22 protein-coding genes and 4 pseudogenes are annotated in these 26,390 nt (G+C 46.4%); 5 read left to right on the top strand and 21 right to left on the bottom strand.

All coding sequences use genetic code 11. The features are described 5' to 3' along the window. Positions 1 to 169: 169 nt before the first annotated feature. From DXE35_RS03445 to hrpA, 8 genes and pseudogenes are all read right to left on the bottom strand, one after another. Positions 170 to 993: pseudogene (locus tag DXE35_RS03445) on the bottom strand (competence/damage-inducible protein A). 58 nt (positions 994 to 1,051) lie between these two features. Continuing rightward, entirely contained in the window at positions 1,052 to 1,924 is an 873-nt protein-coding gene (locus DXE35_RS03440; protein ID WP_114689578.1) for an EI24 domain-containing protein, read from the bottom strand. 46 nt (positions 1,925 to 1,970) lie between these two features. After that, positions 1,971 to 2,231 carry a sterol desaturase family protein gene (locus DXE35_RS09570; protein ID WP_197713951.1) on the bottom strand — a complete coding sequence of 87 codons (261 nt, stop codon included), beginning with the start codon at positions 2,229 to 2,231 and terminating at the stop codon, positions 1,971 to 1,973. Next, positions 2,222 to 2,452, bottom strand: coding sequence for a sterol desaturase family protein (locus tag DXE35_RS11335; RefSeq protein ID WP_415070279.1), 231 nt, complete (start codon positions 2,450 to 2,452; stop codon positions 2,222 to 2,224). The genes DXE35_RS09570 and DXE35_RS11335 overlap by 10 nt, the downstream gene beginning before the upstream one ends. Beyond that, positions 2,433 to 2,870, bottom strand: a complete 438-nt coding sequence (locus DXE35_RS09560; protein ID WP_197713949.1) for a hypothetical protein — start codon at positions 2,868 to 2,870, stop codon at positions 2,433 to 2,435. The genes DXE35_RS11335 and DXE35_RS09560 overlap by 20 nt, the downstream gene beginning before the upstream one ends. A gap of 3 nt (positions 2,871 to 2,873) precedes the next feature. After that, positions 2,874 to 3,587 (bottom strand): polysaccharide deacetylase family protein, encoded by a 714-nt coding sequence (locus tag DXE35_RS03430; protein ID WP_269459897.1) that lies wholly within the window; start codon positions 3,585 to 3,587, stop codon positions 2,874 to 2,876. Positions 3,588 to 3,670: 83 nt separating this feature from the next. After that, a pseudogene (locus DXE35_RS03425) lies at positions 3,671 to 4,437 on the bottom strand (YVTN family beta-propeller repeat protein). 174 nt (positions 4,438 to 4,611) lie between these two features. Then, positions 4,612 to 8,670 (bottom strand): annotated as a pseudogene (hrpA, locus tag DXE35_RS11330) (ATP-dependent RNA helicase HrpA). Between the two features lie 14 nt (positions 8,671 to 8,684). Between hrpA and argA the strand changes: the two are divergent. Both argA and DXE35_RS03410 read left to right on the top strand, forming a co-directional pair. Beyond that, positions 8,685 to 10,049 (top strand): amino-acid N-acetyltransferase, encoded by a 1,365-nt coding sequence (argA, locus tag DXE35_RS03415; RefSeq protein WP_114689577.1) that lies wholly within the window; start codon positions 8,685 to 8,687, stop codon positions 10,047 to 10,049. Between the two features lie 23 nt (positions 10,050 to 10,072). Beyond that, complete coding sequence (locus DXE35_RS03410; protein ID WP_114689576.1) at positions 10,073 to 10,348, top strand: oxidative damage protection protein; 276 nt, start codon at positions 10,073 to 10,075, stop codon at positions 10,346 to 10,348. A gap of 257 nt (positions 10,349 to 10,605) precedes the next feature. Here the strand turns inward: DXE35_RS03410 and rpiA are convergent, their stop codons facing one another. Beyond that, positions 10,606 to 11,316 carry a ribose-5-phosphate isomerase RpiA gene (gene rpiA, locus DXE35_RS03405; protein WP_114689575.1) on the bottom strand — a complete coding sequence of 237 codons (711 nt, stop codon included), beginning with the start codon at positions 11,314 to 11,316 and terminating at the stop codon, positions 10,606 to 10,608. Positions 11,317 to 11,409: 93 nt separating this feature from the next. Between rpiA and tal the strand changes: the two genes are divergently transcribed. Next, positions 11,410 to 12,366: a transaldolase gene (gene tal / locus DXE35_RS03400; protein ID WP_114689574.1), complete on the top strand. Its 957-nt coding sequence runs from the start codon at positions 11,410 to 11,412 to the stop codon at positions 12,364 to 12,366. On the opposite strand, the gene DXE35_RS03395 is transcribed toward tal, so the two are convergent. The 4 genes from DXE35_RS03395 to DXE35_RS03365 form a co-directional block, all read right to left on the bottom strand. Then, the gene (locus tag DXE35_RS03395) at positions 12,367 to 12,552 is read right to left on the bottom strand and encodes a YgaP family membrane protein (protein ID WP_114689573.1); all 186 of its coding nucleotides are present in this window, start codon (positions 12,550 to 12,552) and stop codon (positions 12,367 to 12,369) included. A 15-nt stretch (positions 12,553 to 12,567) separates the two neighbouring features. Continuing rightward, a complete protein-coding gene (rlmB, locus tag DXE35_RS03390) occupies positions 12,568 to 13,335 on the bottom strand; it encodes a 23S rRNA (guanosine(2251)-2'-O)-methyltransferase RlmB (RefSeq protein ID WP_114689572.1) in 768 nt (255 codons plus the stop codon). Between the two features lie 21 nt (positions 13,336 to 13,356). Continuing rightward, entirely contained in the window at positions 13,357 to 15,726 is a 2,370-nt protein-coding gene (gene rnr, locus DXE35_RS03385; protein WP_114689571.1) for a ribonuclease R, read from the bottom strand. Positions 15,727 to 16,507: 781 nt separating this feature from the next. Beyond that, positions 16,508 to 17,020 carry a hypothetical protein gene (locus DXE35_RS03365; RefSeq protein ID WP_114689568.1) on the bottom strand — a complete coding sequence of 171 codons (513 nt, stop codon included), beginning with the start codon at positions 17,018 to 17,020 and terminating at the stop codon, positions 16,508 to 16,510. A gap of 455 nt (positions 17,021 to 17,475) precedes the next feature. Between DXE35_RS03365 and DXE35_RS03360 the strand changes: the two genes are divergently transcribed. Beyond that, complete coding sequence (locus DXE35_RS03360; RefSeq protein WP_114689567.1) at positions 17,476 to 18,777, top strand: APC family permease; 1,302 nt, start codon at positions 17,476 to 17,478, stop codon at positions 18,775 to 18,777. Position 18,778: 1 nt separating this feature from the next. Here DXE35_RS03360 and DXE35_RS03355 read toward each other — a convergent pair whose 3' ends face one another. From DXE35_RS03355 to DXE35_RS03335, 6 genes are all read right to left on the bottom strand, one after another. Further along, complete coding sequence (locus tag DXE35_RS03355; protein WP_114689566.1) at positions 18,779 to 19,051, bottom strand: hypothetical protein; 273 nt, start codon at positions 19,049 to 19,051, stop codon at positions 18,779 to 18,781. Positions 19,052 to 19,117: 66 nt separating this feature from the next. Further along, positions 19,118 to 19,360: a hypothetical protein gene (locus DXE35_RS03350; RefSeq protein WP_114689565.1), complete on the bottom strand. Its 243-nt coding sequence runs from the start codon at positions 19,358 to 19,360 to the stop codon at positions 19,118 to 19,120. Beyond that, entirely contained in the window at positions 19,360 to 19,524 is a 165-nt protein-coding gene (locus DXE35_RS09230; protein ID WP_162784952.1) for a hypothetical protein, read from the bottom strand. Before DXE35_RS09230 ends, DXE35_RS03350 begins: the two co-directional genes overlap by 1 nt. A 308-nt stretch (positions 19,525 to 19,832) precedes the next feature. Continuing rightward, positions 19,833 to 19,982 (bottom strand): hypothetical protein, encoded by a 150-nt coding sequence (locus tag DXE35_RS09225; RefSeq protein WP_162784951.1) that lies wholly within the window; start codon positions 19,980 to 19,982, stop codon positions 19,833 to 19,835. Between the two features lie 5 nt (positions 19,983 to 19,987). After that, positions 19,988 to 20,674 carry a dienelactone hydrolase family protein gene (locus DXE35_RS03340; RefSeq protein WP_114689563.1) on the bottom strand — a complete coding sequence of 229 codons (687 nt, stop codon included), beginning with the start codon at positions 20,672 to 20,674 and terminating at the stop codon, positions 19,988 to 19,990. Continuing rightward, positions 20,671 to 21,909 (bottom strand): MFS transporter, encoded by a 1,239-nt coding sequence (locus DXE35_RS03335; protein ID WP_114689562.1) that lies wholly within the window; start codon positions 21,907 to 21,909, stop codon positions 20,671 to 20,673. The genes DXE35_RS03340 and DXE35_RS03335 overlap by 4 nt, the downstream gene beginning before the upstream one ends. 90 nt (positions 21,910 to 21,999) lie before the next feature. Here DXE35_RS03335 and DXE35_RS03330 point away from each other — a divergent pair, with 90 nt between their 5' ends. Beyond that, positions 22,000 to 22,410, top strand: coding sequence for a hypothetical protein (locus tag DXE35_RS03330; protein WP_197713948.1), 411 nt, complete (start codon positions 22,000 to 22,002; stop codon positions 22,408 to 22,410). 667 nt (positions 22,411 to 23,077) lie between these two features. On the opposite strand, the pseudogene DXE35_RS03325 reads toward DXE35_RS03330, so the two are convergent. Both DXE35_RS03325 and DXE35_RS03320 read right to left on the bottom strand, forming a co-directional pair. Next, positions 23,078 to 24,908: pseudogene (locus tag DXE35_RS03325) on the bottom strand (malate synthase G); the annotation flags it as partial. Positions 24,909 to 25,034: 126 nt separating this feature from the next. Continuing rightward, positions 25,035 to 26,375, bottom strand: a complete 1,341-nt coding sequence (locus DXE35_RS03320) for an adenylosuccinate synthase (protein ID WP_114690364.1) — start codon at positions 26,373 to 26,375, stop codon at positions 25,035 to 25,037. Positions 26,376 to 26,390: the final 15 nt, after the last annotated feature.

Here is a 26,390-nt window from a genome sequence, read left to right as displayed (position 1 = left end):
CAAATCCCCTCTTATTAACTAAATTCGGAATCAAAACTTAAGGCATACGCCCTTGTTGATTCCAGGCATCAAACATGCCCAATAGATGTATGTAATTTACTGAAGCAAACAACTGGAAACTCTCATTATCGCACTGTTAAGTGCTGAAATACCACTCAAGCAGCCAAAACTACCTCAATTTGCACCTTTTTAGTGCAAATTGAGAACTGATATCGTGGATTTCGTAACCGAGGTCCTGGGTTCCTGTACGCAGGGCTATCCATGCACTTGCTAGCAAGTTGGCATTGCCATTGATGCCCAATGCGATGTGGCGCTGGGCATACGCCCCCTTGGTGACATCCCCCACCGACGGCAGACTAAAGACCTGCACTCAAGGGAAGTTAGCCTCAATACGCTCCATCAAAGAGGTCAACGTGGATTCGATGCCATTGGGCACAATAAAACTCTGTTCAGCCCAATTTTCTTGATGAAAAAGGTCTTTATAGTGGGTATCCAAGCACAAAGCCATCATCGGAAACCCAGGTACGAAGTGATGTTCCCGAATGCGAAAACCGGGAATTTGGTTATAGTGGTTCGGAATAATTTCACTACCGATTGGAAACTCACCCATCTTGAAGCGATGTAGGTTTTCGGGAGTATTTAAATCCGACTTGATTGGATCGCCCTCTGCCATCGACTGAATACGTCCAGCAATCAACTCGCGCGCTGTTGGATGCAATTCTGTTTTGGTGCCCAAAGCAAGCGCTACACATAACGCGTGTGATCATCCGGTGTCGCGGCGATGCCGCCCGTACTAAACACCACATCACCACTCGCGAAACTGTTTTTTAGGGTGGCTGTAATTTGCGCTGGATCATTGGTAACATATTTAGTCCAGGCAAGACTGAGGCCACGCTCATTCAGAAGCTCAATCAACTTGCTCATGTGCTTATCTTGACGGCGCCAAGACAATATCTCGTCGCCAATCATAATGAGACCAAAGCGTCGCTGCATCGCTGTTGATACATCTTTAGCTGCATCAATCTCCACTTTTTTAATTGCATCAACCATCTTATTGGCCATGATATGGAAGCTCCATATCTACAACTCGTGACTGCACTGTGAGGGCTTGATCCAATTCCTCCTCTCTTAATTGCTTAAGAGCATCTAAGAGGAAATAGCTAAACCACAAAGCGGCAAACACAACGATTAAAGAATAAATCCAAAGCGCGATAAAACTCACTATCGGAAACAGCACTAAAGCCAATGCGGAGGTTGCCCAAAAGAAAGTAGGTACTGCGCCCAACATCCCCGATGCGATACCCATGCAGAGTAAAGGCCAGCGATATTTTTGAATCAGCAAATCACGCTCTTCTGCGCTAGCATATTTGGCCAAAACATCATATGACATGAGTCGCATGGTTAGCCAGCCCCAAAGCAATGGAGGCAATATCGCCACAAGCGGAGGAACCCACCACACTGGCAATGTCAACATCACTAATGCCAAGCAAATTAACGCTGACCATAGGGTATAAATCACGCTGCCAAAGAAACCCCCGCCGCGCTTGCATTCCAAATCATGGAATTGCGCTTGCCTGGACGCGATTTTGACAATCGAAGGCACTGTTGAAAAAGCAATCAACACGAGCAAGCTGATCGTGATCAAAGGAATGATCAGCATCACGAAAAATAGTGGCGCGATCCAAGCTCTCGCATTTTCAAAACCCGCCCAAATGAGGCCGTCTTGTATCCAACTCGTGAATACAGAGGTAGTCAGAAAGATGCTGAGCGCCTCTAGAACAGGCGCCCATGTGAGCCAAATAAGACAACCCCATAAAACGGAGACGATTAGAAATGGTCTTAAGCTGAGCCACAGCATACGAGGATGCATGGTTCCAACTAAAGCCATTCCAAACGATTTGAATACCTGCTGTAATCCAACCATACAACTCCTATTGCCTAAGACTGATGTCTACTTGGGCATGATTTCTTTAAGGGCATGAACAAGTCCTTGCCACTGTTGAGTAAGGATGTTCTGGGGAAACCGTTAAGCTTCTCACCCCTGTAGGATAGACCTCTTTTGGGAAGATGGCTGTTCTAAACAACATGTCCCACCAGGGAAACAAAATATCAAAATTACAACCTCCCAGAACGCCAGGCTTACCTATAGCCTCATGTCCATACCCAACCGCATGATGCAAACGATGGAACATGGGAGAAATGAGGAAATATTTCGCGATCCCTAAATGCACATTGATATTGGCAGCATAATGAATTGACCGGGAGATACGAGCAATAAAAGCGCAAAGAAAGCCATGAAAGTGGCTCGCGTGATGTCGTCCAGAATGTGGTTACGGTTGTCTGACCATGCGGTCATCACCGTTTGACTGTGATGCAAAGCATGTAACTGCCACCACAAATTAAATGCGTGCGAAGCCCGGTGGTAGAGGTAATCAACAAAATCTAGTAGCACCAAGTAGATTAAAAAAACTCACCGCCGGAATGGAGCTAACCCCAGGCCACCAAGACTCCACATTCAATCGATCAAAACGGAAATCATGAAGCATGGAGGCAATCTCCAAAAAGAACCCAGATAAAGCAATAAACATGACGCGATGAAATAGCGTGTAGATAACATCTGCCCTGCTCGACTTAGCAAAACGCTCCTGTTTTTCAGCTGAAGCTAAACGCTCCCATGTTCTTAATAAGACAATGATTAAGAAAATTTGAATACAGCCAAATAAAAACCAATCAATTCCATCGAATACATCCTCAGCCCAAGACATCAAATCAAACTGGTACAGAATTGGACCTACAACGTTTGAAAAAAGAAATTCCTGAGTGCTGGCGTAAGCGGATGCAATCGCAGAAGTGATCGCGTTGAAATCCATGCTTTATTTTGACGGATTTACATCATTTTTGGGTAACAGTCCAAAGCAGAACCCGCGCCCCTTCAGATTAATAATGAGCTGCTCCAAAACAGCAGGCGCCCAAGGGTCTTTCCGAGACCCAATACCCAAGTGGGCTATCGTGATATCCCCATCTTTGATGCTACGGCTTGCTTTATCTAGCAGAACGCTATTGGGATGCTTATACGAGTTCAGTTCATCACCCAAGAATCCCGTAGAAGCCCAACCTATATGTTCATAACCACACATATCCCCCATCCGAATCAATGTTGGAGAGGTTGTACCACCCGGGGCACGCCAAATCTTTTGAATGGGCTGATCGGTAAGCTCCTGAAAACGCTGGCCTACTCGGCGAATTTCTTTACACATTGCCGCTTCGTTGTACGACAGGGTCATGCCGGCCTTGGAACCAAATTGAGGTTTTTCAAATACCTCGCCTTTGAGACCATCTTTGACAAAATAAGTGTGGTCAAAAGTATGATTACCGAAGTGATGACTTTCCTTAACGCGCGCTTGCCAATACGTTTTCCATGAATCGTCCATGGAAAAGTCGCCGCGGAATGTTTTCTCATTCGCCAAAAAGAAAGTGGCCTTCACATTTTGACGCTGCAGCATCTCCGCAACCTTTTCAGCGACCGCTATATTGCCTGCATCAAAGGTGAGGTAAACCTGTTTATTGCACTCTGCAACCTGAGCAATAGCTCACAATGAAAAACAGCCGATCAAAAGGACGGCTGTAATACGTATGAATGCCTTATGACTCATGCGATTCATGATGATACTTACTCCCATCCAGCCCTTGGAGTAAAGAAGACGCCATGAGGGGATTTCCCAACGGGAATCACAGTTACCAACTTCATTGTTGGGATATCAATTACCCTAACCTTTTTAGAGAAACGGAAAGTAATCCAGAGTGTTTTTCCATCGGGGGTAATCTCCATGTCATCCGGGCCGGCTGGGAGTCCAGTGATAATTATGCGCTCCCTTGCCTGGATAATTCGCCAGTAATGCCAACCAATAAATATTGATCTCCTGGTGTCATCCATAAACCAGCGGGCACTTTACCTGTAGACATCACCCACGATACATTTTGCGTTTCCGAATCAATCGCCGCAAGCTCACTGGAGTCTTGCAAAGTAATAAATGCGATTTTGCTATCTGATGTAAAGGCAATATGATTTGGCGTTTTCGCCAACTTCAGATTGGCACCATCAGCAGAATAAATATCCACACGATCCAAACGATTGCCATTTGCGATGAACCATTTATGGTTTGGTGAGTACCCGATTTGGTACGGATCAATGATGTTTGGAATCTTACCCGTCAACTCACCAGTAGTAGGATTCATCAACACCACGTCATTACCCGCCGCATTGGTGATTAGCAAGGTTTTTTGATCGGGGGTGATCATTAGGTGATGTGGCTCTTTACTTACTGGAATAGTTTTAACCACTTGACGAGTAGTCATGTCAATCAAACTAACCGAGGCTTCACCAGAATTGAGAATAACGGCCAACTTTGGTTGATTTACCGGTGCGGCCGGTGTCATGCCGTTACCAGCCTGGGCAAATGCAGATTGATTGCCAAAAAGAAATGAAAATAAAGCGAAAGTCGCAAGAGTGCGAAAACCTCTAATTTTGATAAATGTATACATACCTACATTGTAAGCAATCGGAGAGACTTCAAACCCCAAAAATCCAATGGATATGACTGTGAATTTGACCTAGCGCAAGCTTGCCAAAACCTTTTCAAGGCGCTTTAAAGATATGGGGGTTGGCATTTTAAGCTCTTGAGCATACAAGGCCACCCTGAGCTCTTCTAGCTGCCACCGAAAATCCATTAAGGCCTGGTCCTGAGCCATCGCATAGGAAGTAGCGCCTTTCTTTCCTTGCATCAATTTTTGCCAGGGACGCGCAACCGATTCCCAGTCCTTTTGACACTGGGCGTCACGACTAGGATTCGAGCGTAACTTATCAATCCGCAACGCAACCGCTTTTAGGTAGCGCGGTAAATGCACCAATTGGGCATAAGGTATTTCAGCAACAAATTTGGGGAAGATTAAACCTTGCAGCTGGGATTGAATATCGGCATAAGCAGATGGTGAGGCCGCTTTCGCGCTAGCGGTTTTTTTCTGTAAATCAGCATATGCTTGCAATGCATTTAACGCATGGCGAGAAATCTCCTGAGCAATTAAGGCCAATCTCGGCTTTTCGGCCTGTAATCTCTCGATGAATTGGTCAGCATTCACTGGCAAAGGCTCAGTCATAAATGCGCGTTCCAGCGCTAGATTGAGAATCTGCTCTATCAAACCATCCACTGATCCCACGTTAATAAATAACAAACCCAATTCCCGAATCCCGGGCAATTGTTTTTGCAAGGCCTTCAGCGTGTTCTTATTGCTCAGCGCAAATAGGCGACACAACCCTAGAGCATGCTGCTTGCGCGCCTCCTCCAGATCGTCAAAAACCTCCAGATCGCAGAAATCGCCGCGATCAACTAAGGCGGGATAACCAAATAGAGTCTTATTGCTCTTTTGAATCTCTAGCGTTTCAGGTAGCTCACCAAATTCCCAGGCACGGTAACCGCCCTGCTCAACCTTGCGAGTGGTATCGGCAGTATTTGCGCCTCCATTTGCATTGAGTTTAGATTTTTCACCTACGGGTGACTCAACACCCAATTCAACTTGTGCAGTTTCTTGGGCACTCACTTGAAACGCGCTTCGAGCTGTCTGCCCATACTCAGAACGTAAGCGCGTCAGATTCCGCTCCACCTCGAGCTGTCGACCATGCTCATCAATCAAACGAAAGTTCATTGATGAATGTAGCGGTAATGCTTCGGGCCTGAAATCGGTACGCTTAATATCCAATCCGCGTTCTTTGCGAATATCGCTTATCAAGCTATCCAAAAAATCACCTACACCAAATTGCTTCTCTTCTAGCTTGCGCTCCAAAAAAGGCTTGGCGTAATCTGGTAGTGGCACGCAATAACGCCTCAGCTTGTGAGGCAAGGACTTCAGAGCAACACCTTCTCCTCGCAGATCCCCGGCACCAGCCATTCGCAGCGACGTCCATCCACTTGATTCAGCTGAGTCAAGGGAACTACTAGAGTGACCCCATCCTTTGGACTGCCGGGTTCAAAGTGATAAGTCAGACTGAGTGGTGCACCACCGACCAGCATAGTTTTGGGATAGCGATCTACAGTAATGCCCGCAGCTTCATGGCGCATCAAATCCGCTGTTTCTAGACGTAGCTGACTATCTAAATCCTTCTCTTTGCTGAGCCACGACTTTAGATCCTCTCTCCCACACACTTCTTTTGGAATGCGAGATTCATAAAACGCAACCAACAAATCATCATCGACTAATACATCTGGGCGACGGGAGCGATGCTCTAAAGCCTCAATTTCTTTAATGAGACGGCGGTTTTGCCAAAAGAAAGCAAACACATTGGGATATTTTTTCTTGGCGTCAGATTCTGTTTCCCGTTGTAGGGCAGGCGTACCCATGCGCCCAAACATTTCTTCCTGAACTAGCGCTTGTCGAATAAACAACTCTCTTGCCTCATCTGGATTATGTGGCTCATAACGCACGCGACGGCCATTGTAGATCGGTAAACCATACAAAGTACCTCGCTCAAACGCCATTACTTCACCCTGACGGTTATCCCAAAATGGATCACTCAAGGACTTAATGAGACGATGCGCCGCTACGCGCTCTACCCACTGGGGCTCAATCTTCGCAATCGTTCTGGCATACATGCGATTGGTTTCTTGCAACTCACCCGCCAAAATCCAAGCACCCGCCTTTTTGCCAATGGTGGAGCCGAGCCAAATAAAAGGACGAATACCGCGCGCGCCAACATACCCACCAGTTTTACTATTGCGGTCCTGAGATTGTTCATCCTCTTCTTTTTTGGCTACATAACCTAGCAGCCCAGTCAATAAAGATAAGTGAATTTGCTCATAAGTAGCAGGTAAGTCATTCTCTTTCCAGCCCTTTTCACCCAACATCGTATGGAGCTGGCCGTGCACATCGCGCCACTCGCGCAAACGACGTGGTGAGAGAAATTTACTTTTGCATAGATTCTCAAGCTGACGATTGCTGTGTTTGTGTTGCAGAGCCTCTTGATACCAATTCCAGAGCGTAACGAAACTCAAGAACTCGGAACGCTCTTCCGCAAACTGCAAATGGGCCTGATCAGCCGCTGCAGCCTGCTCCATGGGGCGCTCACGGGGATCCTGTGTGGCCAAGGCTGAAGCAATAATAAGTTACTTCTTTTAGTGCGTTTTGTTCTTTAGCGGCTAGCAGCATCCGCCCAATGCGGGGATCTAGCGGTCAATCCGCTAATTGTTTGCATATAGCAGTCAGTTTGAAGCTGCTGTTGATATCTTTGCCATCCACTAACTCAGACTCATCAAATGCAATTGCGCCACACTCATCAAGGAGTTGTACGCCATCGGCAATAGCTCTACCCAAAGGCTTATCAATAAACGGAAAATGCCGAATCTTGGCTAAGCGCAAAGAACTCATGCGCAATAACACTGCGGCTAAAGAGCTGCGTAATATTTCAGGGTCGGTAAATTTAGATCTGCCTTGATAATCTTGCTCACTATATAAACGCACACCGATACCGTCAGATACACGACCGCAACGCCCCACTCTTTGATTGGCTGCCGCTTGCGAAGTTGGTTCGATCTGAAGTTGCTCCACCTTATTACGATAAGAGTAGCGCTTTACTCTCGCTAAACCACTATCAATTACATATCGAATATTAGGAACGGTTAAAGAGGTTTCCGCTACGTTGGTGGTCAAAATAATTCTTCTACCATTAGCAGGACTAAATACTCTCTCTTGTTCGGCAACGGACTGCCGGGCGAATAAGCTGAGAATCTCCGGATGAAAGCGTTGCTGCAATACATGATCCTTGCGCAATGCTTCAGCGCAGTCGCGCATCTCGCGCTCACCCGGCAAGAACACCAATACATCACCTGCGCCGGCTGCGCCTTCGCGCCATAACTGAGTGATCTCTTCTACAACCGCATCCGGCATTTCTTTGGCGGTCTTAGATTCTTTCTTGCCATCTGGTTTTGCATCTGGCTCCAATGGCGCATAGCGCTGCTCCACCGGAAACAATAGCCCGCTCACTTCAATCACCGGCGCTACTTTGCCATTCAAAGCAAAATGCTCGGCAAAGCGCTGGGCGTCAATGGTCGCAGAAGTAATAATCAGCTTGAGGTCTGGTCGCTTTGGTAATAACTGACGCAAGTAACCCAATAAGAAATCGATATTTAAACTGCGTTCATGTGCTTCGTCGATGATGAGGGTGTCATAGGCGCGTAGCTGAGGATCGCGTTGCGTCTCAGCCAACAAAATGCCATCTGTCATCAACTTGATAGAAGCGGTATTACTGGTCTTGTCCGCAAAGCGAACTTGATAACCTACATCTTGGCCAATTGGCGAACCGAGCTCTTGGGCAATACGTTTGGCTGTTGCAGTAGCTGCGATCCGGCGAGGCTGAGTGTGGCCAATAAGCTTGCCGCCGTTAATCGTTCCTCGCCCGAGGTCTAAGCAGATCTTTGGCAACTGGGTAGTCTTACCCGAACCCGTCTCACCACAAACAATCACCACCTGATGAGCCAGCAAGGCATCCTTGATCAGCTGACGCTGACCGGAAACTGGCAATTCCTCCGGAAAGCGAACATCCAAGCGCCGCAAGGTGTTGGAAGCAGGCACAGGTGTAGGGATTGCTTTGGGTTTTGGTTGGTTTATAGACTCTTGCACCATATAATTTTCTCACTATGCCGACAAATGCACCAAACCAGGCCTCATTGGCTGAAGAAACGACCTCCAACCTCCCTTTTGTGGGGTGGTTACGCGATGTCGCGCCTTATATTCATAGCTTCCGCGAGAAGACCTTTGTCATCGCTTTTGCAGGCGAGCTCGTCCAAGAAATTGGTCTTGAGAACCTGATTGAAGATATCGCCATGTTGCATGCCATGGGTATGCGGATTGTCCTAGTTCATGGTATTCGCCCTCAAATTGAAGAGCAGTTAACGCCGCGCAATATCAAAAGCGAGTTTGGCAAAAGCGCGATGCATTCCTACAGGATCACTGATGCGGCTGCACTAGAGTGCGTTAAAGAAACCGCCGGTGAATTACGTCTGGACATTGAGGCGGCATTTAGCCGTGGCTTACCAAATACCCCCATGGCTGATTCAAGTATTTCAGTAATCTCCGGTAACTTTATTACCGCAATGCCAGTAGGCGTTGTAGAGGGTACCGATTACATTCACACCGGCCTGGTTCGCAAAGTCGATTCTGGATCCATTAGACAATCTCTTGATAGCAACAAGATTGTTCTGATATCGCCTTTGGGCTTTTCTCCAACCGGTCAGGCATTCAATCTAGCGTATGAAGATGTAGCAGCATCAACCGCTGCGGCACTGAAAGCCGATAAGCTTATTTTCTTAAGCCCCTATGCGGGCTTAAAAGATGTTGAAGGCGACTTCATTACCGAACTATCAATGCCACAGCTACAAGAATACATAGTGCAGAATAAAGAGATGGACTTGGGCATGAAGGGCTTGCTCAACACGGCTGGTAGAGCCATTCGGGCTGGCGTTAGCCGCGTTCACTTCTTGCCATCCAATCAAGATGGCGCACTCCTAGAGGAATTATTCACTCATGATGGTATTGGCATGATGCTCGCCTCATCCGATATTGAAAACTTGCGCGAGGCCAACCAAGATGATGTCGGCGGAATCTTGCAATTGACGATGCCCCTTGAAGAAGAAGGTATCTTGGCTGCACGCGGTCAAGATGTAATCGAGCGCGATATTCACCGCTTCTCTGTCATCGAGCATGACCGCGTACTCTTTGGCTGTGCTGCCCTCTTTCCATTTCCGAATGGTGTTGGTGAATTGGCCTGCCTTGCCGTTGATCCTGATGTTCAGGGATCCGGTGATGGTGAGCGCCTATTGAAGCGGGTGGAGATGCGCGCCAAACAAGAAGGCATTAAAAAATTATTTGTTCTCACCACCAGAACTGAGCATTGGTTTTTAAAGCGTGGCTTTAAACGAGCTTCGGTTGATGATCTGCCAGAAGAAAGAAAACAAATCTATAACTGGGACCGCAAGTCCATGGTTTTAACAAAAGATCTATAAGCAATCTTAGAAAGGCATTACAGATGGCACGCATGGTTCAATGCATCAAACTCAACAAAGAGGCAGAAGGAATGGATTTCGCGCCCCTTCCTGGCGAGCTTGGTAAAAAGATTTGGAATCAAGTCTCCAAAGAGGCTTGGGCCGCTTGGTTAAAGCAGCAAACGATGCTCATTAATGAAAATCGCCTCAATATGGCAGACCCTCGTGCGCGTCAATACCTCTTAAAACAAGTAGAAAAGCATTTCTTTGAAGGCGGTGCCGACACCGCCCAAGGTTACGTGCCACCTCCGGTGGAATAAATTTCAAAAATATTGATTTATTTATGACTTGAGGCGTTGACAAGCCAAAATCAGAGGCATAGGATGAAGTCGTGGTGAGACAGTTATGGTGTCCCACTACATTGGCGAAAGCCACTCTAAATAAGTGCATCTATGCGCTTATAGGCTAAGGAACTAAACACCTTCCGAGAGCCTGTGCCATGGAGACCATGGCAAACAAACCCGATGGGCATACCCCGTCGGGTTTTTTAATATCTCAACCATTGATTAACCAATCATTAGAAGGCAATACGCTCAACACCAGCGGCATTGCTAACTAATAAGATATTGGCTTTTTCTTTAGCAAATAAGCCAACGGTAATCACGCCGGCAATTTGATTGATTTGCGCTTCCATCTGAATGGGGTTGGTAATTTTGAGCCCCGCCACATCCAAGAGCCATCCACCGTTATCGGTTACAAATGGTTCGCTAGCGGTTTGATTCAGGTCGGCGCGAGTATTTTTTGCAAGACGCAGACTCACCTTACCGCCGAACTTTTCCAACTCACGACTAACGGCGCCTTGCGCAAGTGGAATAATTTCTACCGGCAACGCAAAGTTACCTAACACTAATACCTGTTTTGATGCATCACAGATACAAATAAATTGATTTGCCATGGAGGCAATAATTTTTTCCCTGGTGAGTGCTCCGCCGCCCCCTTTGATCATATGACCAGCTGGATCGATTTCATCAGCACCATCTACGTAGGCAGGCAAACCTTGGACATCATTCGGATTCAGCACTTTAAAACCATGCTTCAACAAACGCTCTGTTGTCGCATTAGAGCTTGATACGGTGCCCGCAAAATAATCCTTATGGGGGGATAGCGCATCAATAAAGCAGTTAGCAGTCGAACCTGTACCTACACCCAAAACTTGTCCAGAGGGAAACTTGAGCACCTCATCTCGTGCCGCCTCACCCACCAGTTGCTTTAATTGATCTTGATTCATATTGCTACTAAACGCCTTTACCAAAGGGGAGTAATTAATCCATCTATCATATGATAATCATCTAATAACCACTTTAGAACCTTGAATCCCCTTATGAACAACCCAAGCTCAGCACTCAGCCAACTAAAGAAACTCACCACAGTAGTCGCCGATACAGGCGATTTTGAGCGCATGCAGGCCTTTCAACCACAAGATGCCACTACCAACCCCTCGCTTATCTTGAAGGCTGCCCAGCAAAGCCATTACCAGGATTTAGTGCAATCCGTAAAAACGGCACATCCCCGCATGAGTCCAACTGACCTGGTAGATTACATCCTCGTGGCATTTGGCTTAGAGATCTTGAAAATTGTTCCAGGGCGTATTTCTACGGAAGTGGATGCCAGACTCTCTTTTGACACCAAAGGTACGATCGCCAAAGCAAAGCATTTAATTACTCTATACGAATCTCATGACATTGATCGCAAACGCATTCTGATTAAGCTAGCTGGTACCTGGGAAGGAATCGCTGCTGCAAAAGCACTGGAAACCGAAGGTATTCATTGCAATATGACACTACTCTGCTCGCTCGTCCAAGCTGCGGCATGCGGCGCCGCTAACGCCAAACTCATTTCTCCATTTGTGGGCCGTATTACCGATTGGCATAAGGCCAAGATAGGTGCCAATTGGAACGATAGCGCGAATGGGGGAGCAAATGATCCTGGCGTGACTTCCGTTAAGCGAATATTTCATTACTACAAGCACTTTGGCATCCCAACCGAGATCATGGGAGCGAGCTTCAGAAATACCAGTCAAATTCTAGAGTTGGCTGGTTGTGACCTCTTAACCATTAGCCCAGAATTACTGGCTGAACTCCAAAACAGCAATGCACCTGTTGAGCTAAAACTCAATGCCGCACAGGCTCAAGCCGAAGGTATTGCACCCTTAAAGCTCGATGAATCCAGCTTCCGCCTGCAGCTCAATAACGATGCCATGGCAACCGAGAAATTGTCCGAAGGCATTCGAAACTTCTGTGTAGATACCGAGAAGCTAGAAACACTATTGGCCAAATAATTACTTCTTGGCTGTATTGATACCAAGCATCGAGTAAGCCGGACAATTACCAATCCTTCCCGTTAGCAAAGGAATAACCACAATCCAAGCCCAGGGGCCGGTAATCACAAAGCCCGCTAATCCCATTAGCGTAACGCCGACCGTCATGCGCAGAACGCGATCGTTGTGTCCTATATTGCATTTCATATGAAGCTCCTTGTTTTACTTGGCAGCTTTGTTGGCCGTTTTGGCTAAGCGCTGTCTTAATGCCTCATATAAGCATACGCCACTTGCTACTGATACATTCAAACTAGAAACAACGCCCTGCATCGGGATGCGCACGAGCTCATCACAGTTCTCTTTTGTAAGACGGCGCATTCCCTCGCCTTCAGCCCCCATCACAATACCGATAGAACCAGTGAGATCAATGTCATAAATCGATTTTGTCGCCTCATCATCAGTACCAATTAACCAAACACCCGCCTCTTGCATTTCTTTCATACTACGCACAAGATTGGTAACGGTAATCACTCGCATTACTTCAGAAGCGCCACTAGACACTTTACTGACGGTGGCATTAATTGACGCCGAACGGTCTTTTGGAATGACTACCGCATCTACGCCAGCGCCATCAGCAACCCGAAGGCAGGCGCCAAAGTTATGAGGATCAGTCACGCCATCCAATACCAGGAACAAAGGCTTCTTTTGAGCACCCTTGACATCCTCAACCACCTCAGTGATAGTGCGCGCGATGGTCATTTTTTCAGCCAAAGCGACAACACCTTGGTGACGGTCATGCCCTGTTAGCTTATGCAAGCGCTCCGCATCAGCTGCATGAAGACGCTCACCCAAAATTTCTTCAGCCTGTTTTAAGAAATCCCCCATGCGACGGTCGTGACGACTGGGATCGAAGTACACCGACTTCACACTATCCGGGTCTACACGTAAACGCGCTTGGACCGCATGAAAACCAACTAATATTTGCTTCATCTTATTTCTCTAACTCAATCTTTATTTGCGACGCGCTTTAGTGCTACGAACTGGAGGCTTACCAACAGATCTTCCGGGCTTGCTGGCATTACCGCTTTTACGCGCAGCTTTGCTCTTCGATTGGTTGGCGCTCAGGGTACCAGCAGATTTCGCGGCATTCACATTGATACCACTAGGCTTTTGTGGAACCTTGCTATCAGGTCGGCTTTTTTGCGAAGCCGCTTTTTTATTCGACCTACCAGTGTCGGTTGCTAGGAATAATTGACGGCGATTTGAGAATCCCCCCGGCTCTGCGCCAACAGATTTAACTAAACTGAATTCGATCTTGCGCGCATCTAAGTCAACACGACTAACCAATACATGCACACGATCACCTAAGCGATAACGAATACCTGTACGTTCACCACGTAACTCTTGGCGCGCTTCATCAAACTGAAAATAATCTCCGCCAAGCTCAGTAATATGAACCATGCCTTCAACGAAGAGATTGTCTAGCTGAATAAATAATCCAAAGTTCGCTACACCGGTTACTGTTCCCGCATATTCTTGACCTAAATGATCGCGTATGTAGTAACACTTAAGCCATGCCTCGACATCTCGAGAGGCTTCATCCGAACGGCGCTCGTTAGATGAGCAGTGAACACCCAATTGACCCCAGATTGGTAAAGCAGCGTTTGCACCTTTAGGTGTTTTAGAACCCTTGGTTACACCTGCTTTTGCGTCGCTCTGAGATTTCTTGGCATTAACTGCATTCTCACGACCTTTGCCTTTTCGTGGCAGAGTCAAATTAAGAGGCACCTTAGGCGGCAATACTGGCACGTAAGGCTTTTTCTGGAGAATCGATTTAATCACCCGATGCGTGAGCAAGTCAGGGTAGCGGCGAATCGGGCTTGTGAAATGCGAATACGCTGGATAAGCTAAGCCAAAGTGGCCCTCGTTATCTGGCTGATACATCGCCTGCTGCATGGCGCGTAAAACGACGGATTGAAGCATATTAGCGTCGGGACGATCCTTGATTTCACGAATCAGTTTTGCAAAGTCGCGTGGCTTAGGCTTTTCGCCACCGCCCAATGAAAGCCCAGAAGTTCTCAACACTTGGCGCAAGGTAACCAACTTCTCCTCTGATGGCTCGCCATGAACTCGATACAGGCTGAGATGTTTATTTTTATCTATAAAATCCGCAGCACAAACATTCGCGGTCAACATGCATTCTTCAATTAAGCGGTGAGCGTCATTGCGAATGCGTGGCTCAATGCGCAAAATCTTGCCAAGCTCATTACTAATGATTTGAGTCTCAGTAGTTTCGAACTCGATTGCGCCCCGCTTCTCACGAGCGGCAAATAGGATCTTATAAAGCGAGTAAAGATTTGTGAGCAATGGACGGAACTGAGCGAAACGTGTTGTCTCAGGACCTTGACGGTTGGAAAGAATTTCCCACACATCGTCATAGGTAAAGCGTTGAGCAGAGTGCATTACCGCTGGATAAAACTGATACGCTAAAACAATACCGCTGTTATCTACAACTGAATCGCAAACCATACACAGACGGTCCACCCCGGGATTGAGCGAGCAAAGACCATTCGAGATCTTTTCAGGCAGCATCGGAATAACCCGTCTTGGGAAATAGACCGAAGTGGCGCGCAATAAGCCCTCATCATCCAGTGGCTGTCCTGGCTTAACGTAATGAGACACGTCGGCGATAGCCACAATCAAGCGCCAAGCCTTGGTTTTGCCGTACATCACGGGTTCGCAATAGACGGCATCATCAAAGTCTCGTGCATCAGCACCGTCAATAGTTACCAAAGGCACATCGCGCAAATCAACTCGGCCCTCTAGATCGGCTTGTTGCACTGAATCTGGCAAAGCTGCAGCTTCTTTAAGAGCGGCGGCAGAAAACTCATGAGGTACACCGTACTTACGAACGGCGATTTCAATTTCCATACCGGGATCATCGATTTCGCCCAAGACCTCAACTACGCGACCAACAGCTTGGCGATAACTATCTGGATAATCAATAATCTCAACACTAACAACCTGTCCTAATTTCGCATTCCCTTGCGCTTTAGGCGGGATCAAAATATCGTGGCCGATACGCTTATCTTCAGGCGCGACAATCAAAACGCCATTCTCATTTAGAAGACGGCCGATAACCACCTTATTGGCATGCAGAACAACTTCAACAATTTGACCCTCTGGACGGCCACGACGATCCGTACCTAGAACTCTGACATTGACTCTGTCGCCATGCATGACGCGCGACATTTCTCTTTCTGCTAGAAAGATATCTTCACTACCATCATCGGGAATGACAAATCCAAATCCATCTCGATGCCCCTGAACTGTCCCAAAACGGTCAGTCTCGGGTGGCATCAAGTTTTTTGCTTTACGCATTTAATTCCTTCGGCAATACATGCACCGTCTATATCTCTAGTGATATCTATTTTTGTTATGAATAAGGCTACTGTATCAAACCGCCAAGTCTGAAGGGAGAAAGCCAAATGGGGACAGAAATGGCCTAGAAATGCCAATCCCTCTATAATAAAGGTATGCCCAGGTGGCGAAATTGGTAGACGAACCAGCTTCAGGTGCTGACGATCGTAAGGTTGTGGGGGTTCGAGTCCATTCCTGGCCACCACGAAATAGCCCGATAAGTCTTATTCTATAATGCTTATCGGGCTATTTCCTTGGGTAAATTTTCCAACTTTAAAGACCCTGAAACCATTGATGTATATAGGGCGAAATCTTTAATTGGTGAAGACTCCACAAAAACTTCACACTTTTTGCTTCCATTCTCTATGGGACTTTGCGTTTTCATCCAAGCGCGGATTGTTAGTAAAAAAGCCCCTTTACCTTTAGTTAGGAGGACTTTGATTTAAGGCTGCCTATCAATTTCGTTATGGGTTCCAGCTCGCCTTAACCAAGCATATGAACCGCGAATTTCCATCGAAATTTTATAGTTTCCATTTACGTGGATAGTGTAAATATCTGGGTTTGAATAGCCCTTCAATTTTTCAAACTTAAGGCCTAGAGGCCTTGGGTTCAATACCAAATCCTGCAGTTTTTGATCCACCAAATCTTTTAATTGAACTCGAGATCATCGTATTCACGATGAAATCTTTTTGATTTGCTCCAGCGAGTTATTACTACCCCACCAACCGCAACATCAGTCATATTACCTGCGCAAATCTGCTATCCAGTCAGTGACCGACTCAAAAATGGCATCATTGCGCGGCTCTGCAGCCAGATCATGTTTAATAATTTTCAAAGGAGCTTCATCAAGGGACTCCGCCAATGAAGCAACGGCAGTTATGGCATCATCATAGGCATCATGCAAAGATTCGCAATGATCGCCCTTTAGTCGATTGTATTTATCGATGGATGATTTTTTGTTAAGCAACTTTGCCAAAAATGCCTGCAAAGAAAGCGCTGCTTTTTTGGTTGCATTAATAGCCTCATCATTTGGATCGATATACTGAGACTCAACTACGGCTTTATTATCAAGTGATTCCAAAAACGTATTAATCAATTTATCTAACCCGTCTAATGTCTGCGCAAGACCTGAAAGAGCGTTGACGGTATTATCAACTGCCTTCAAAAATTGAATACTAACTGTAGCACCTTCACTAGAGCGTGCTATATCAGCAATATAGTGCCCAGATGCTATTAGAGTGTCACTTTGAGTCATGATTACTCCTATCAACCTCTCCATACAACAAAACCCCAGCAAGTTTGCTAGGTCGGTTTCCATTATTGCACATATAAATATATCCCATGTGCAATGCACTACCACTATTTCTCTGGTTTTCAGCATTTTTGTACATTATTCCCTACATATTTATCGAGGGAACCCGATTTTTAGTGGTTTTACGCTTATTGCACCCAAAATGACGGGATTGGGGTGATAGGGCTATTTTCTGCTATAAATAATGCAAGTTGGTATTTCGGAAATGAGTTGAAATCCTAAGCCCTTAAGCAAGCATGTTCCACGAGAACTCCACAAACGCCCCGCCAAGCCCGTCAAATCAACCCTGTAAAAACCCTTCCTTGGCACCAAATAGCTTAAAGTCACACTGTAGAGTCTTGATATCAGACTCATTTACCCCATTATTGATCCCATCGATACACCTTACCTGATACCCATTGAATTCCGCCCTACTTAAAGCAACCTCGAGCAAGAAAACCCAGGGTATTGGCCTGTTTTCGGCCACCGCCTTGGGCGTTGGCGGCATGATCGGTGCCGGGCTGTTTTCCCTTCTTGGCACGGCTAGCGCCCATGCTGGCTCACATATTCCTCTGGCTTTTTTGCTGGGCGCCATAGCAGCCTCATTTTCCATCTATTCGTATGCCAAATTAGGCGCCACTTATCCTAGTAGTGGATGCGGTGCCACTTTCACAGTGATGAGCTTTGGTCCGGGAGTCATCTCCGGCGGAATCAATACATTCCAATACATTGACTACCTTATTGCTGCCGCGCTCTACGCAGCCGGTTTTGCTGAATACGCCAACACATTAATCGGGGAAAGTTTAGCGCCTCTTGAAGCAAAAATGGTTGGCGCCGGGATAGTTATTCTTTATGCTGGCATCAACTTACTAGGCATCGGCATTGTTGGCAAGGCGGAGACTCTAGCGATTGATTTTGTGACAATTGCCCTTCTGCTCTTTTCAGTAGAAGGTATACGCGTTGCCGATATTGGCGTCTTCAGAGTCACAGAATGGTCCATCAATGGCATCGCTATTGCTACCGGCATTTTGTACATCAACTATCAAGGCTTTGGTGTTGTGAAAAACCCCTCCAACGCAATGCAAGAGCCTCAAAAAGAATTACCGCTAGCCATGTTTTCAGCCCTGATCCTAGTGACCATTGCATACATGTTGTTCAGTACCGCATCCATATTGCTACTGACGCCCGCTCAAATGGCGCCATACAACGGCCATGTGCTGGCCCAGGTCGCTCAAATCGTAGCGCGTAAAGCAGGCTTTGTGATCATATGGACATCCGCCCTCTTAGTATGTGCCGCCGCACTCAATGCCACCATTTTCGCTGCCTCTAATATCGCCGCCGATATGGCGAATAAACGATCGGTCTCTAAAGCTCTCAGTGAATCTGTATTAAAAAAAACCAAGTTGCGCGCATTATTCATATCGGCAATCTTCGTGATAGCACTAGTGCTAGCATTTCCACTCGACGTCGTTGGCAAAATGGCCAGCCTTGCTTTTTTAGTGGTATATGCGGCAATAACCTATGGACATATTCGGGTGCGCAAGCAAACGGGAGCCAAGCTGTGGCCACTATGGGCTGCGATTACGATCAATCTAAGCTTGTTTGCAACTCTATTCGTCAATGTAATGGAGACGACCCCAAGTAGTGGAGTAGCCCTGGTTGTCGGTCTAATTGGATCTTTTGCGATTGAAGCGATTTCCCGACGCTACCTGAACAAATAAATTAAAGTCCCATTGAACGGTGCAGAATTTTCGATTTCATCTCCACCCAAAGACTCTCAAAGTCCTCGATCTTGTGCTCTGATAATTGAACAGACGTAAAGAGATTGCCAAAAATAATTCCGCTCTTCTTAAGCAAGGTTTTTTCAAACTCACCCAAGGCAATCGGCTTATCGTCCATATCCCTAGTCAACTCGGCCGAACAGACAATTGCCTCAGCATCATCGCGATCAATCACCGCAAACTCAATAAACTGCTGATTTTTTTCCACAATCACCAGCGTGCCTCGGGCATAGCAAACCGCATCATGCTCTTGAACGATATAAGCAAGAAACTGATTCGTTTAATCCTCGCTTGCGAAAGGTAGGTCGTCAATCAAAAAGAGGTACTGATCGCCATCACCATTTTTACGAGTTTTCATGGATTCCATGATTTTATAGAAGGCATCAGGTTGAACTGAATTCTGACCCTTAAATGGCTGATCCGTGATAACCAATAAGGCAATTAACGCCCCCATAGTCACCGGCAAAATCTTCAAGCCAGAGAAAAAAGAATCTGAGGGTAGAAATAAGATATTAATCCCCATTAGAGCGAAAACATACAAATCAAAATGACAACCCAAAATAAACCTGGCAAACGAATATTCGAGTGTTCGATACGACCCTCCCTGCTATCGGCCACCTCTTCTGATGTCTTGATAATGTCGGCATACATTGCCGTCTGACGATTGGTGTGGGGTTCAATGGACATGAGCTTTCTAGAAATACCTCGTCAAAGCGTATGCGTCTTAGGACTTCCCTCGTCCTCCTTTAATAGCGGCCATTCATCTTGAACAATGGATTCATATACTCAAATAACTCAGCGCGAATAGGTGCTATCGAAGGATCGCCAAAGCGTGTTAGCAGTCGGTCCAAGTTGTTAATGCGCCCCGCCTCTTGGGAACCCAAGGTTTGAACTTCTCGAAAATTCGTTTGCGCTTGATTTAACAAAAAACCAATTAGCAAGCCGCTTAAGGGAATGCTTGATCCAACAAGACATAAACCGATCCGAGTGCTGTCTTAAGTTGGCGCAAAGATGGGGATGCATTGCAATAAACGCGGCATCACATCTAGCAAGGCGACAAAAAAGAAGACCAGTATTAATAAAATCTGAACGTTGCTTTTTTTATAGATCCACTTAAAGAACGCATCCTCACGTCGAGTATTCATAGAACCTATTTGTTTAAATGTTTTTGTAAAAAATCTAATGTGCGTTGCCACGCAAGCTGTGCCGCCTCAGCACTGTACTTTAGTGGTGCCAAGCCACGCGTGTCTGACTTGGGGTTTGCAAAAGCATGCTTGGTATCGTAGCGATGGAATTCATAATGAACCCCCGCCTGCTTGAGTTTTTCTTCCAGCTGGTCTACGCCCGCAATGGGAAAAAACTCGTCATGCAAGGCCCAGTGACCCAACATTGGCTTGGTAATAGAGCTAGCATTTACATACTCCAGCGGAGGGTTTCCGTACCAAGTGATGGAGGCATCCAATTCAGGTACATTACAAGCCGCAAGAATCGTCAGTGCGCCACCCATACAAAAACCAGTGACTGCAACTTTTGCACTTCCAGTGGCTTTCAAATATTGAACAGCGCCACGAATATCTTGACTGGCAGCATCTCCAAAATTGAGGTCGCCCATCAAATGCTCAGCTTCATTTGCTTCTATGGCTAATTTTCCGCGGTATAAATCGGGCACTAGTGCTCGATAACCCGCTTTCGCGAAGCGATCAGCAATTGCCTTAACCTCGTCATCAATGCCCCACCACTCTTGTATTACTATTACCCCAGGAGCATTCGCTTTATCGCTGGGCTCGGCAAGGTAGCCCTTTATAACGCCTCGATCAGGCCTTTTAAATTCAATCATGAGATCTCCTTATGCTTTTTCTTGTCCGAATGACTATATCCTACCAGCCAGAAGGTGAGCAAACCACACATTGCGGTGCCATAACCCACTAGGCTGTAGTGCTGCATTAGTCCATCTGGGCCAATAGTCACTATCCACCCCGCCAATACAGAGGCAATTCCTGAAGATAGCATTTGGACTGAACCAATCAAGCTCATAAAGGTTCCCCGAACCTTATTTTCGACCAGCTGACTAACCATTGCCATTGCGGGAATCATTCTTCCAGATACCAGGATAAAAAATTCTGTTGAGTTAATTAACACAATCCATAAGGGAGTCACTGGCAAATTGGTGGGAACCAACAATGACATTAGGCTCACAATCGCCAAAATCCTAAAGACTGTTACCTTGCCATGCTTATCCGCCATATGCCCAATAAAGCGAGAGCTCATGAGGGTTGCTATACCACCACACAAATAGATCAAAGAAATATACGAATTACTAATTCCGACATTCGCGGTCAAATACAGGGCGATATAAGGAATCACCGAGAATCCTGTAATCATAATGAGCGCCATAAATATAAAGGCTTTGATGTTCTGGGGTGCGATCAAAATCTTGAATATTTGACTCAGCCGGCTACCCTCATGAACATGATCTACGTGCCCTGCGATTTTTGGAATATTGGGATACCCAAGATACAGAATGACGGCGGATACTAGCGCAATCAAAAAGAATGGCGCGAGCCAACCTAATCCAGGAATCTGGTTTGCCAAAAACAATCCCAACGGAACCACAGCAACAGTTGAAACTGAAAACGCTGACATGACCGTTCCCAAGGCCTTACCTCTTCTCTCAAACGGAATGGAATCAGCCACAATCGTTTGCACCAAAGAGCCTAAGATACCCCCGAAAGCACCTGCAAATGCCCGGGCGATAAAAAGCGATTCATAATCGGGCGCTAAGCCGCACGCAATCGTAGCGAGGATGCAAAACGCATACAGACCTAATAGTAATTGCCTACGCTCAAATCGGTCTACATAGTAGGTAGCCAACATACCCGCAGCCGCAAATGTATATGAAGAAAGCAATAAACCAAATTGATGCGTGTTGATATTGAGTGCCCGAATAAATTCAGTCCCCAACGGCATCATGATCATGAAATCCACGATATGGATGAACTGAATCCCTGCCAAAGAAAATAAAAAGAAGCGTGCGCGCTTCTTGATTTCAGTGGTGTGGGGAATGGTATTCAAGAGAATCTTTACCTGCGATGATCAATATGCCATTATCAACCCTGATAAGAAACATTGCTTATCCAAAACCGACTAAAACCTGCTGAATATATGTCTAGCACCCTCAATTTAATACATCAGTCAAGCCTAGCAGGAATCCCACTACTTCCTCTGTTTAGGGATGCCTTATATGGCATCGCTGGTATCACCCTGATTCTTTTCTTTCATGGCAGTGCGATTAATTACATCATGCTTCGCTTTGACAGGCTAACTAATGAAAATCTAAAAGTGAAACAATACAACCGCGTATTTTTTCACTTCTACGCTACCTTTTTCTTTATTGTCCTCATTCATCTGGTAGAAATCATCATTTGGACAATCTACATCATTGAGCTCAGCTTAGTGGGGGATGGCATTCAGACCTTGCTGTTTGTCGGTAGTTGCTACACAACGGTAGGCTTTGTTGAGGATATATTGCCGGCAGGATGGAAAAGTCTTGCCTTCTTCATATCCTTCTCATGATTATTTGCCATGGCTTGGACTACCTCCGTGATGATCGGAATGACCAATACATTCAAAACCGCCTGGAATCTAAAGCACCACCAAAAAGATCCTAGCGCTTCTTAATATAGTAGCCATAGACGCAACGATTTCCACCTCTTGATGGATCATGCGTGTCATGAATCACTCCATCCATAATTGCACTTAAGTGCTTTGAAACTTTGGCGATCAACACTCCAGCGGGCAGTTCGTCTGGGCGCATATGCACCTGACAACCCGCTCCTACTTTCATAGTGGGCACCCATTCAAACCCATGGGAAAGAATGTACTCATGAAAGACTTTGCGGTGATTGCCGTTTCTTGGCGAAGAGCCTTTGATGCTTAATCTTTTGGCGAGATGATCATTTCTGAGCAAAGCGTACCGCTCATTTGCGAGTCTGAGATCTTCATATACCCGCATATAAGGCAAGCCCGTAGCAATCGCGATTGCCCTCACCACACAATCCCCAGCACCCCCTTTAAAGCCAGCCAACCCCCTGCCGCCATCATTCATTTGACATGAAAACTGAGAGTGACTTTTAGAGAAGGGGTTCAGAAGTCCAAACATCGATAAGGGCCAATAAAAAATGGATTTGCTTTTTGGGCAAATCCATTGATCTCTAGAGCTTTCGTCTACTGACTTAGCGTTAGCTTTCTTCACTTCTAAACGCCAAGCATGCCACAAAGGCTCTGTGTAACCATTTGGCTGTTCGAGGCCTTTGAAAATCAAATCACTAGCTGCTTTATAAGCATATGAATCTTGGTAGTTTGGCATCATTGGCTTGTAAGATGGGTCGCCTGCATTCTGACCATCCACCACTTTAGCCATACGCTGCAAAGTCTCGTTTACTTGGTGATAGTGCAATACATGCAAGGTTGCAGCCGTTGGAGATGGGGCCCAAGCAGTATTTGCACCAGCCTTTGGATGAACAATGTTCTGCTCAACCATGGCTTTCATCATATCCGGCATCGCCCACATACCTTTACCGATCTGAGCGCGGCCACGTAAACCACAATCCAAGCCTGCAAATACGTTACGGCGTTCATACGCAGATAACCATTTGCTGGTTTTCATATCGCCTTTACACATCATTGGACCCGCATGCATGGCGGTATGCATCTCATCGCCGGTATGATCCAAGAAACCGGTATTAATAAAGGCTACGCGTGGGCCCGCAGCAGCAATTGCCGCGTTGATATTGGCGCTCATACGACGCCCTTGATCCATAATGCCCAACTTCACGGTATCAGCCAGTAAGCCGAGTAACTTTTCAACGCGACCAAAGAGTGCACCCGCAAAAGCCACTTCTTCTGGGCTATGCATTTTTGGCTTCACGATATAAACCGATCCCTTACGGGTATTACCAATGGCTTGGCTTGCTGGACGATGGATGTCATATAAAGCGATCAATACCGTAATCACCGCATCTAACATACCTTCGTAGATCGCCTTGCCTTCGCCATTAATGATCGCTGGATTTGTCATCAAGCGGCCAACGTTGCGGAGGAAAAAGAGTGAACGGCCATGCAATGTCACGATGCCGTCTTTTGCATCGACAGCGCCAATGCCTGCTTTGTATTTACGATCCGGATTAAGGGTACGAGTAATGGTTTTGTCGCCCTTCTTCACTTCTTTAACTAAAGTATCTTTTAAGATGCCCAACCAATTTTCATAAGCGAGCACCTTATCATCGCCATCAACCGCGGCAATCGAATCTTCCAAATCCAAAATAGTGGACAGCGCCGCTCAAGCACCACATCATTGATACCTGCAGGATCGCTTGCGCCGATTGTTTTAGTCTTGTTGATTTCAATATCAATGTGAATGCCGTTATTGCGCAATAAAACAGAACTTTGGGCTGCCGCATCACCCTGGTAGCCGACAAATTTCTTTTCATCAGCCAAGCCAGTTACGCTGCCATCTGTTAACTTAACAACCAACTTATTGCCATCCACTGTATCAGCTACTGAATCACGGTGTGAACCCTTGGCTAAAGGCGCGGACTGATCCAAGAAGTTACGAGCATAAGCAACCACCTTAGCGCCGCGAATGGGATTGTAGGCGCCAGCCTTAGTAGCGCCGTCTTCTTCAGAAAGAAGATCCGTTCCATAGAGCGCGTCATATAAAGAACCCCAACGGGCATTTTCGGCTTTAATGCATAGCGCGCATTGAAAACCGGAACAACCAACTGAGGACCGGCTTGAAGAGCCGATTCATCATCCACATTCTGAGTGGTAGCAGCAATTTTTCCTGAAACATCGACCAAGCAATCGATCTCTTTTAAGAACTTGCGGTATGCAGGCATATCTGTAATTGGACCTTGATTCGCTTGATGCCATTTATCCAAATCCGCCTGAATACGATCGCGTTTGGCTAACAATGCTTCATTTTTAGGGGTTAAGTCTTTAACGATTTCATCAAAGCCTTTCCAAAAATCAGCACTCTTAATGCCAGTTCCTGGCAGTACTTTGTCTTCGATAAAACAATATCAAAGAGTTGCCACTTGAAGGCTATTGCAGGTTGTGCGCGCAGTCATGTTCTAAACCTTGGTTCTTACAAAAAGTTAATAAATTAAGTGCTTAAATACTGAATCGATTATTTTCCATCAATCCTGAAAAGGATGCTGGAGGAGGATGGTTTCATCACGCTCTGGGCCTGTAGACACCATAGCAATCGGCTTGCCAGCCACTTCCTCGATGCGGCGCAGGAACTTTTGCGCCTCAACCGGCAACTGATCCCACTCACGAATACCAAAGGTTGTGGCCTTCCAGCCCGAGAAATCCTCGTAGATCGGCTCACAACGCGCTACAGATTCAGCACCACGCGGCAACACATCTAACTTCTTGCCATCTAGGGTGTAGCCAACGCACACACGAATGATTTCCAGGCCATCCAGAACATCCAACTTAGTAATGCACAGCCCAGATAGGCCATTGATTTGAATGGAGCGCTTCAATGCGGCCGCATCCAACCAACCAGTGCGACGCGGGCGACCCGTTACAGAACCGAACTCTTTACCCACTTCAGCCAAACGTACGCCAATCGCATCTTGCTTCGCAGGATTGTCATGGTCGTATAGCTCGCTTGGGAAAGGACCTGCACCAACACGGGTGCAATATGCCTTAGTAATACCTAAGATGTATTGCAATGAATCCGGTCCAACACCGGAACCAGCAGCGGCATTGCCAGCTACACAGTTGCTAGAGGTAACGTATGGATAAGTACCGTGATCGATATCGAGCAATGTACCCTGCGCTCCTTCGAACAACAGATTTTGACCAGATTGCTCAGCAGCATATAAAGCACTAGAGACATCGACCACCATTGGTTTCAGACGCTCAGCGTAAGACATCGCTTCAGCCAATGTTTTTTCAAAGTTCACCGGCTCGGCGCCATAGTAATTGGTGAGCATGAAATTGTGATATTCCAAGTGCTCACGCAATTGCTGGGCAAATTTTTCTGGGTAGAACAAGTCCTGTACACGCAAAGCGCGGCGAGCTACTTTATCTTCGTATGCCGGCCCAATACCACGACCGGTAGTACCAATCTTGGCTTCGCCACGCCTCTTCTCACGCGCATGATCAATAGCCACGTGATACGGCAGAATCAAAGTGGTTGCTTCTGAAATCTTCAAGCGGGACTGAACATCTAAACCGGCAGCCTCAAGCTCGCCGATCTCCTTAAACAGCGCCTCAGGTGAGAGCACTACGCCATTGCCGATATAGCAAATAACGTTCTTATGCATGATGCCCGATGGAATCAAACGCAGAATTGTTTTCTTGTCTCCAATAATGAGAGTGTGTCCCGCATTGTGACCGCCCTGAAAACGAACCACCGCTTGCGCGTGATCAGTCAACCAATCTACCACCTTACCTTTGCCTTCATCACCCCACTGGATGCCGATGACAACTACGTTACGACCTTTAGCTTGCTGCTTTGAAGACATAATGAAATCCAAAAA

Source organism: Polynucleobacter necessarius, assembly GCF_900095215.1.
GTDB lineage: Bacteria > Pseudomonadota > Gammaproteobacteria > Burkholderiales > Burkholderiaceae > Polynucleobacter > Polynucleobacter necessarius_H.
Note: the sequence above shows the minus strand (reverse complement) of the source record. Positions and strands in the feature narration are given on the sequence as shown.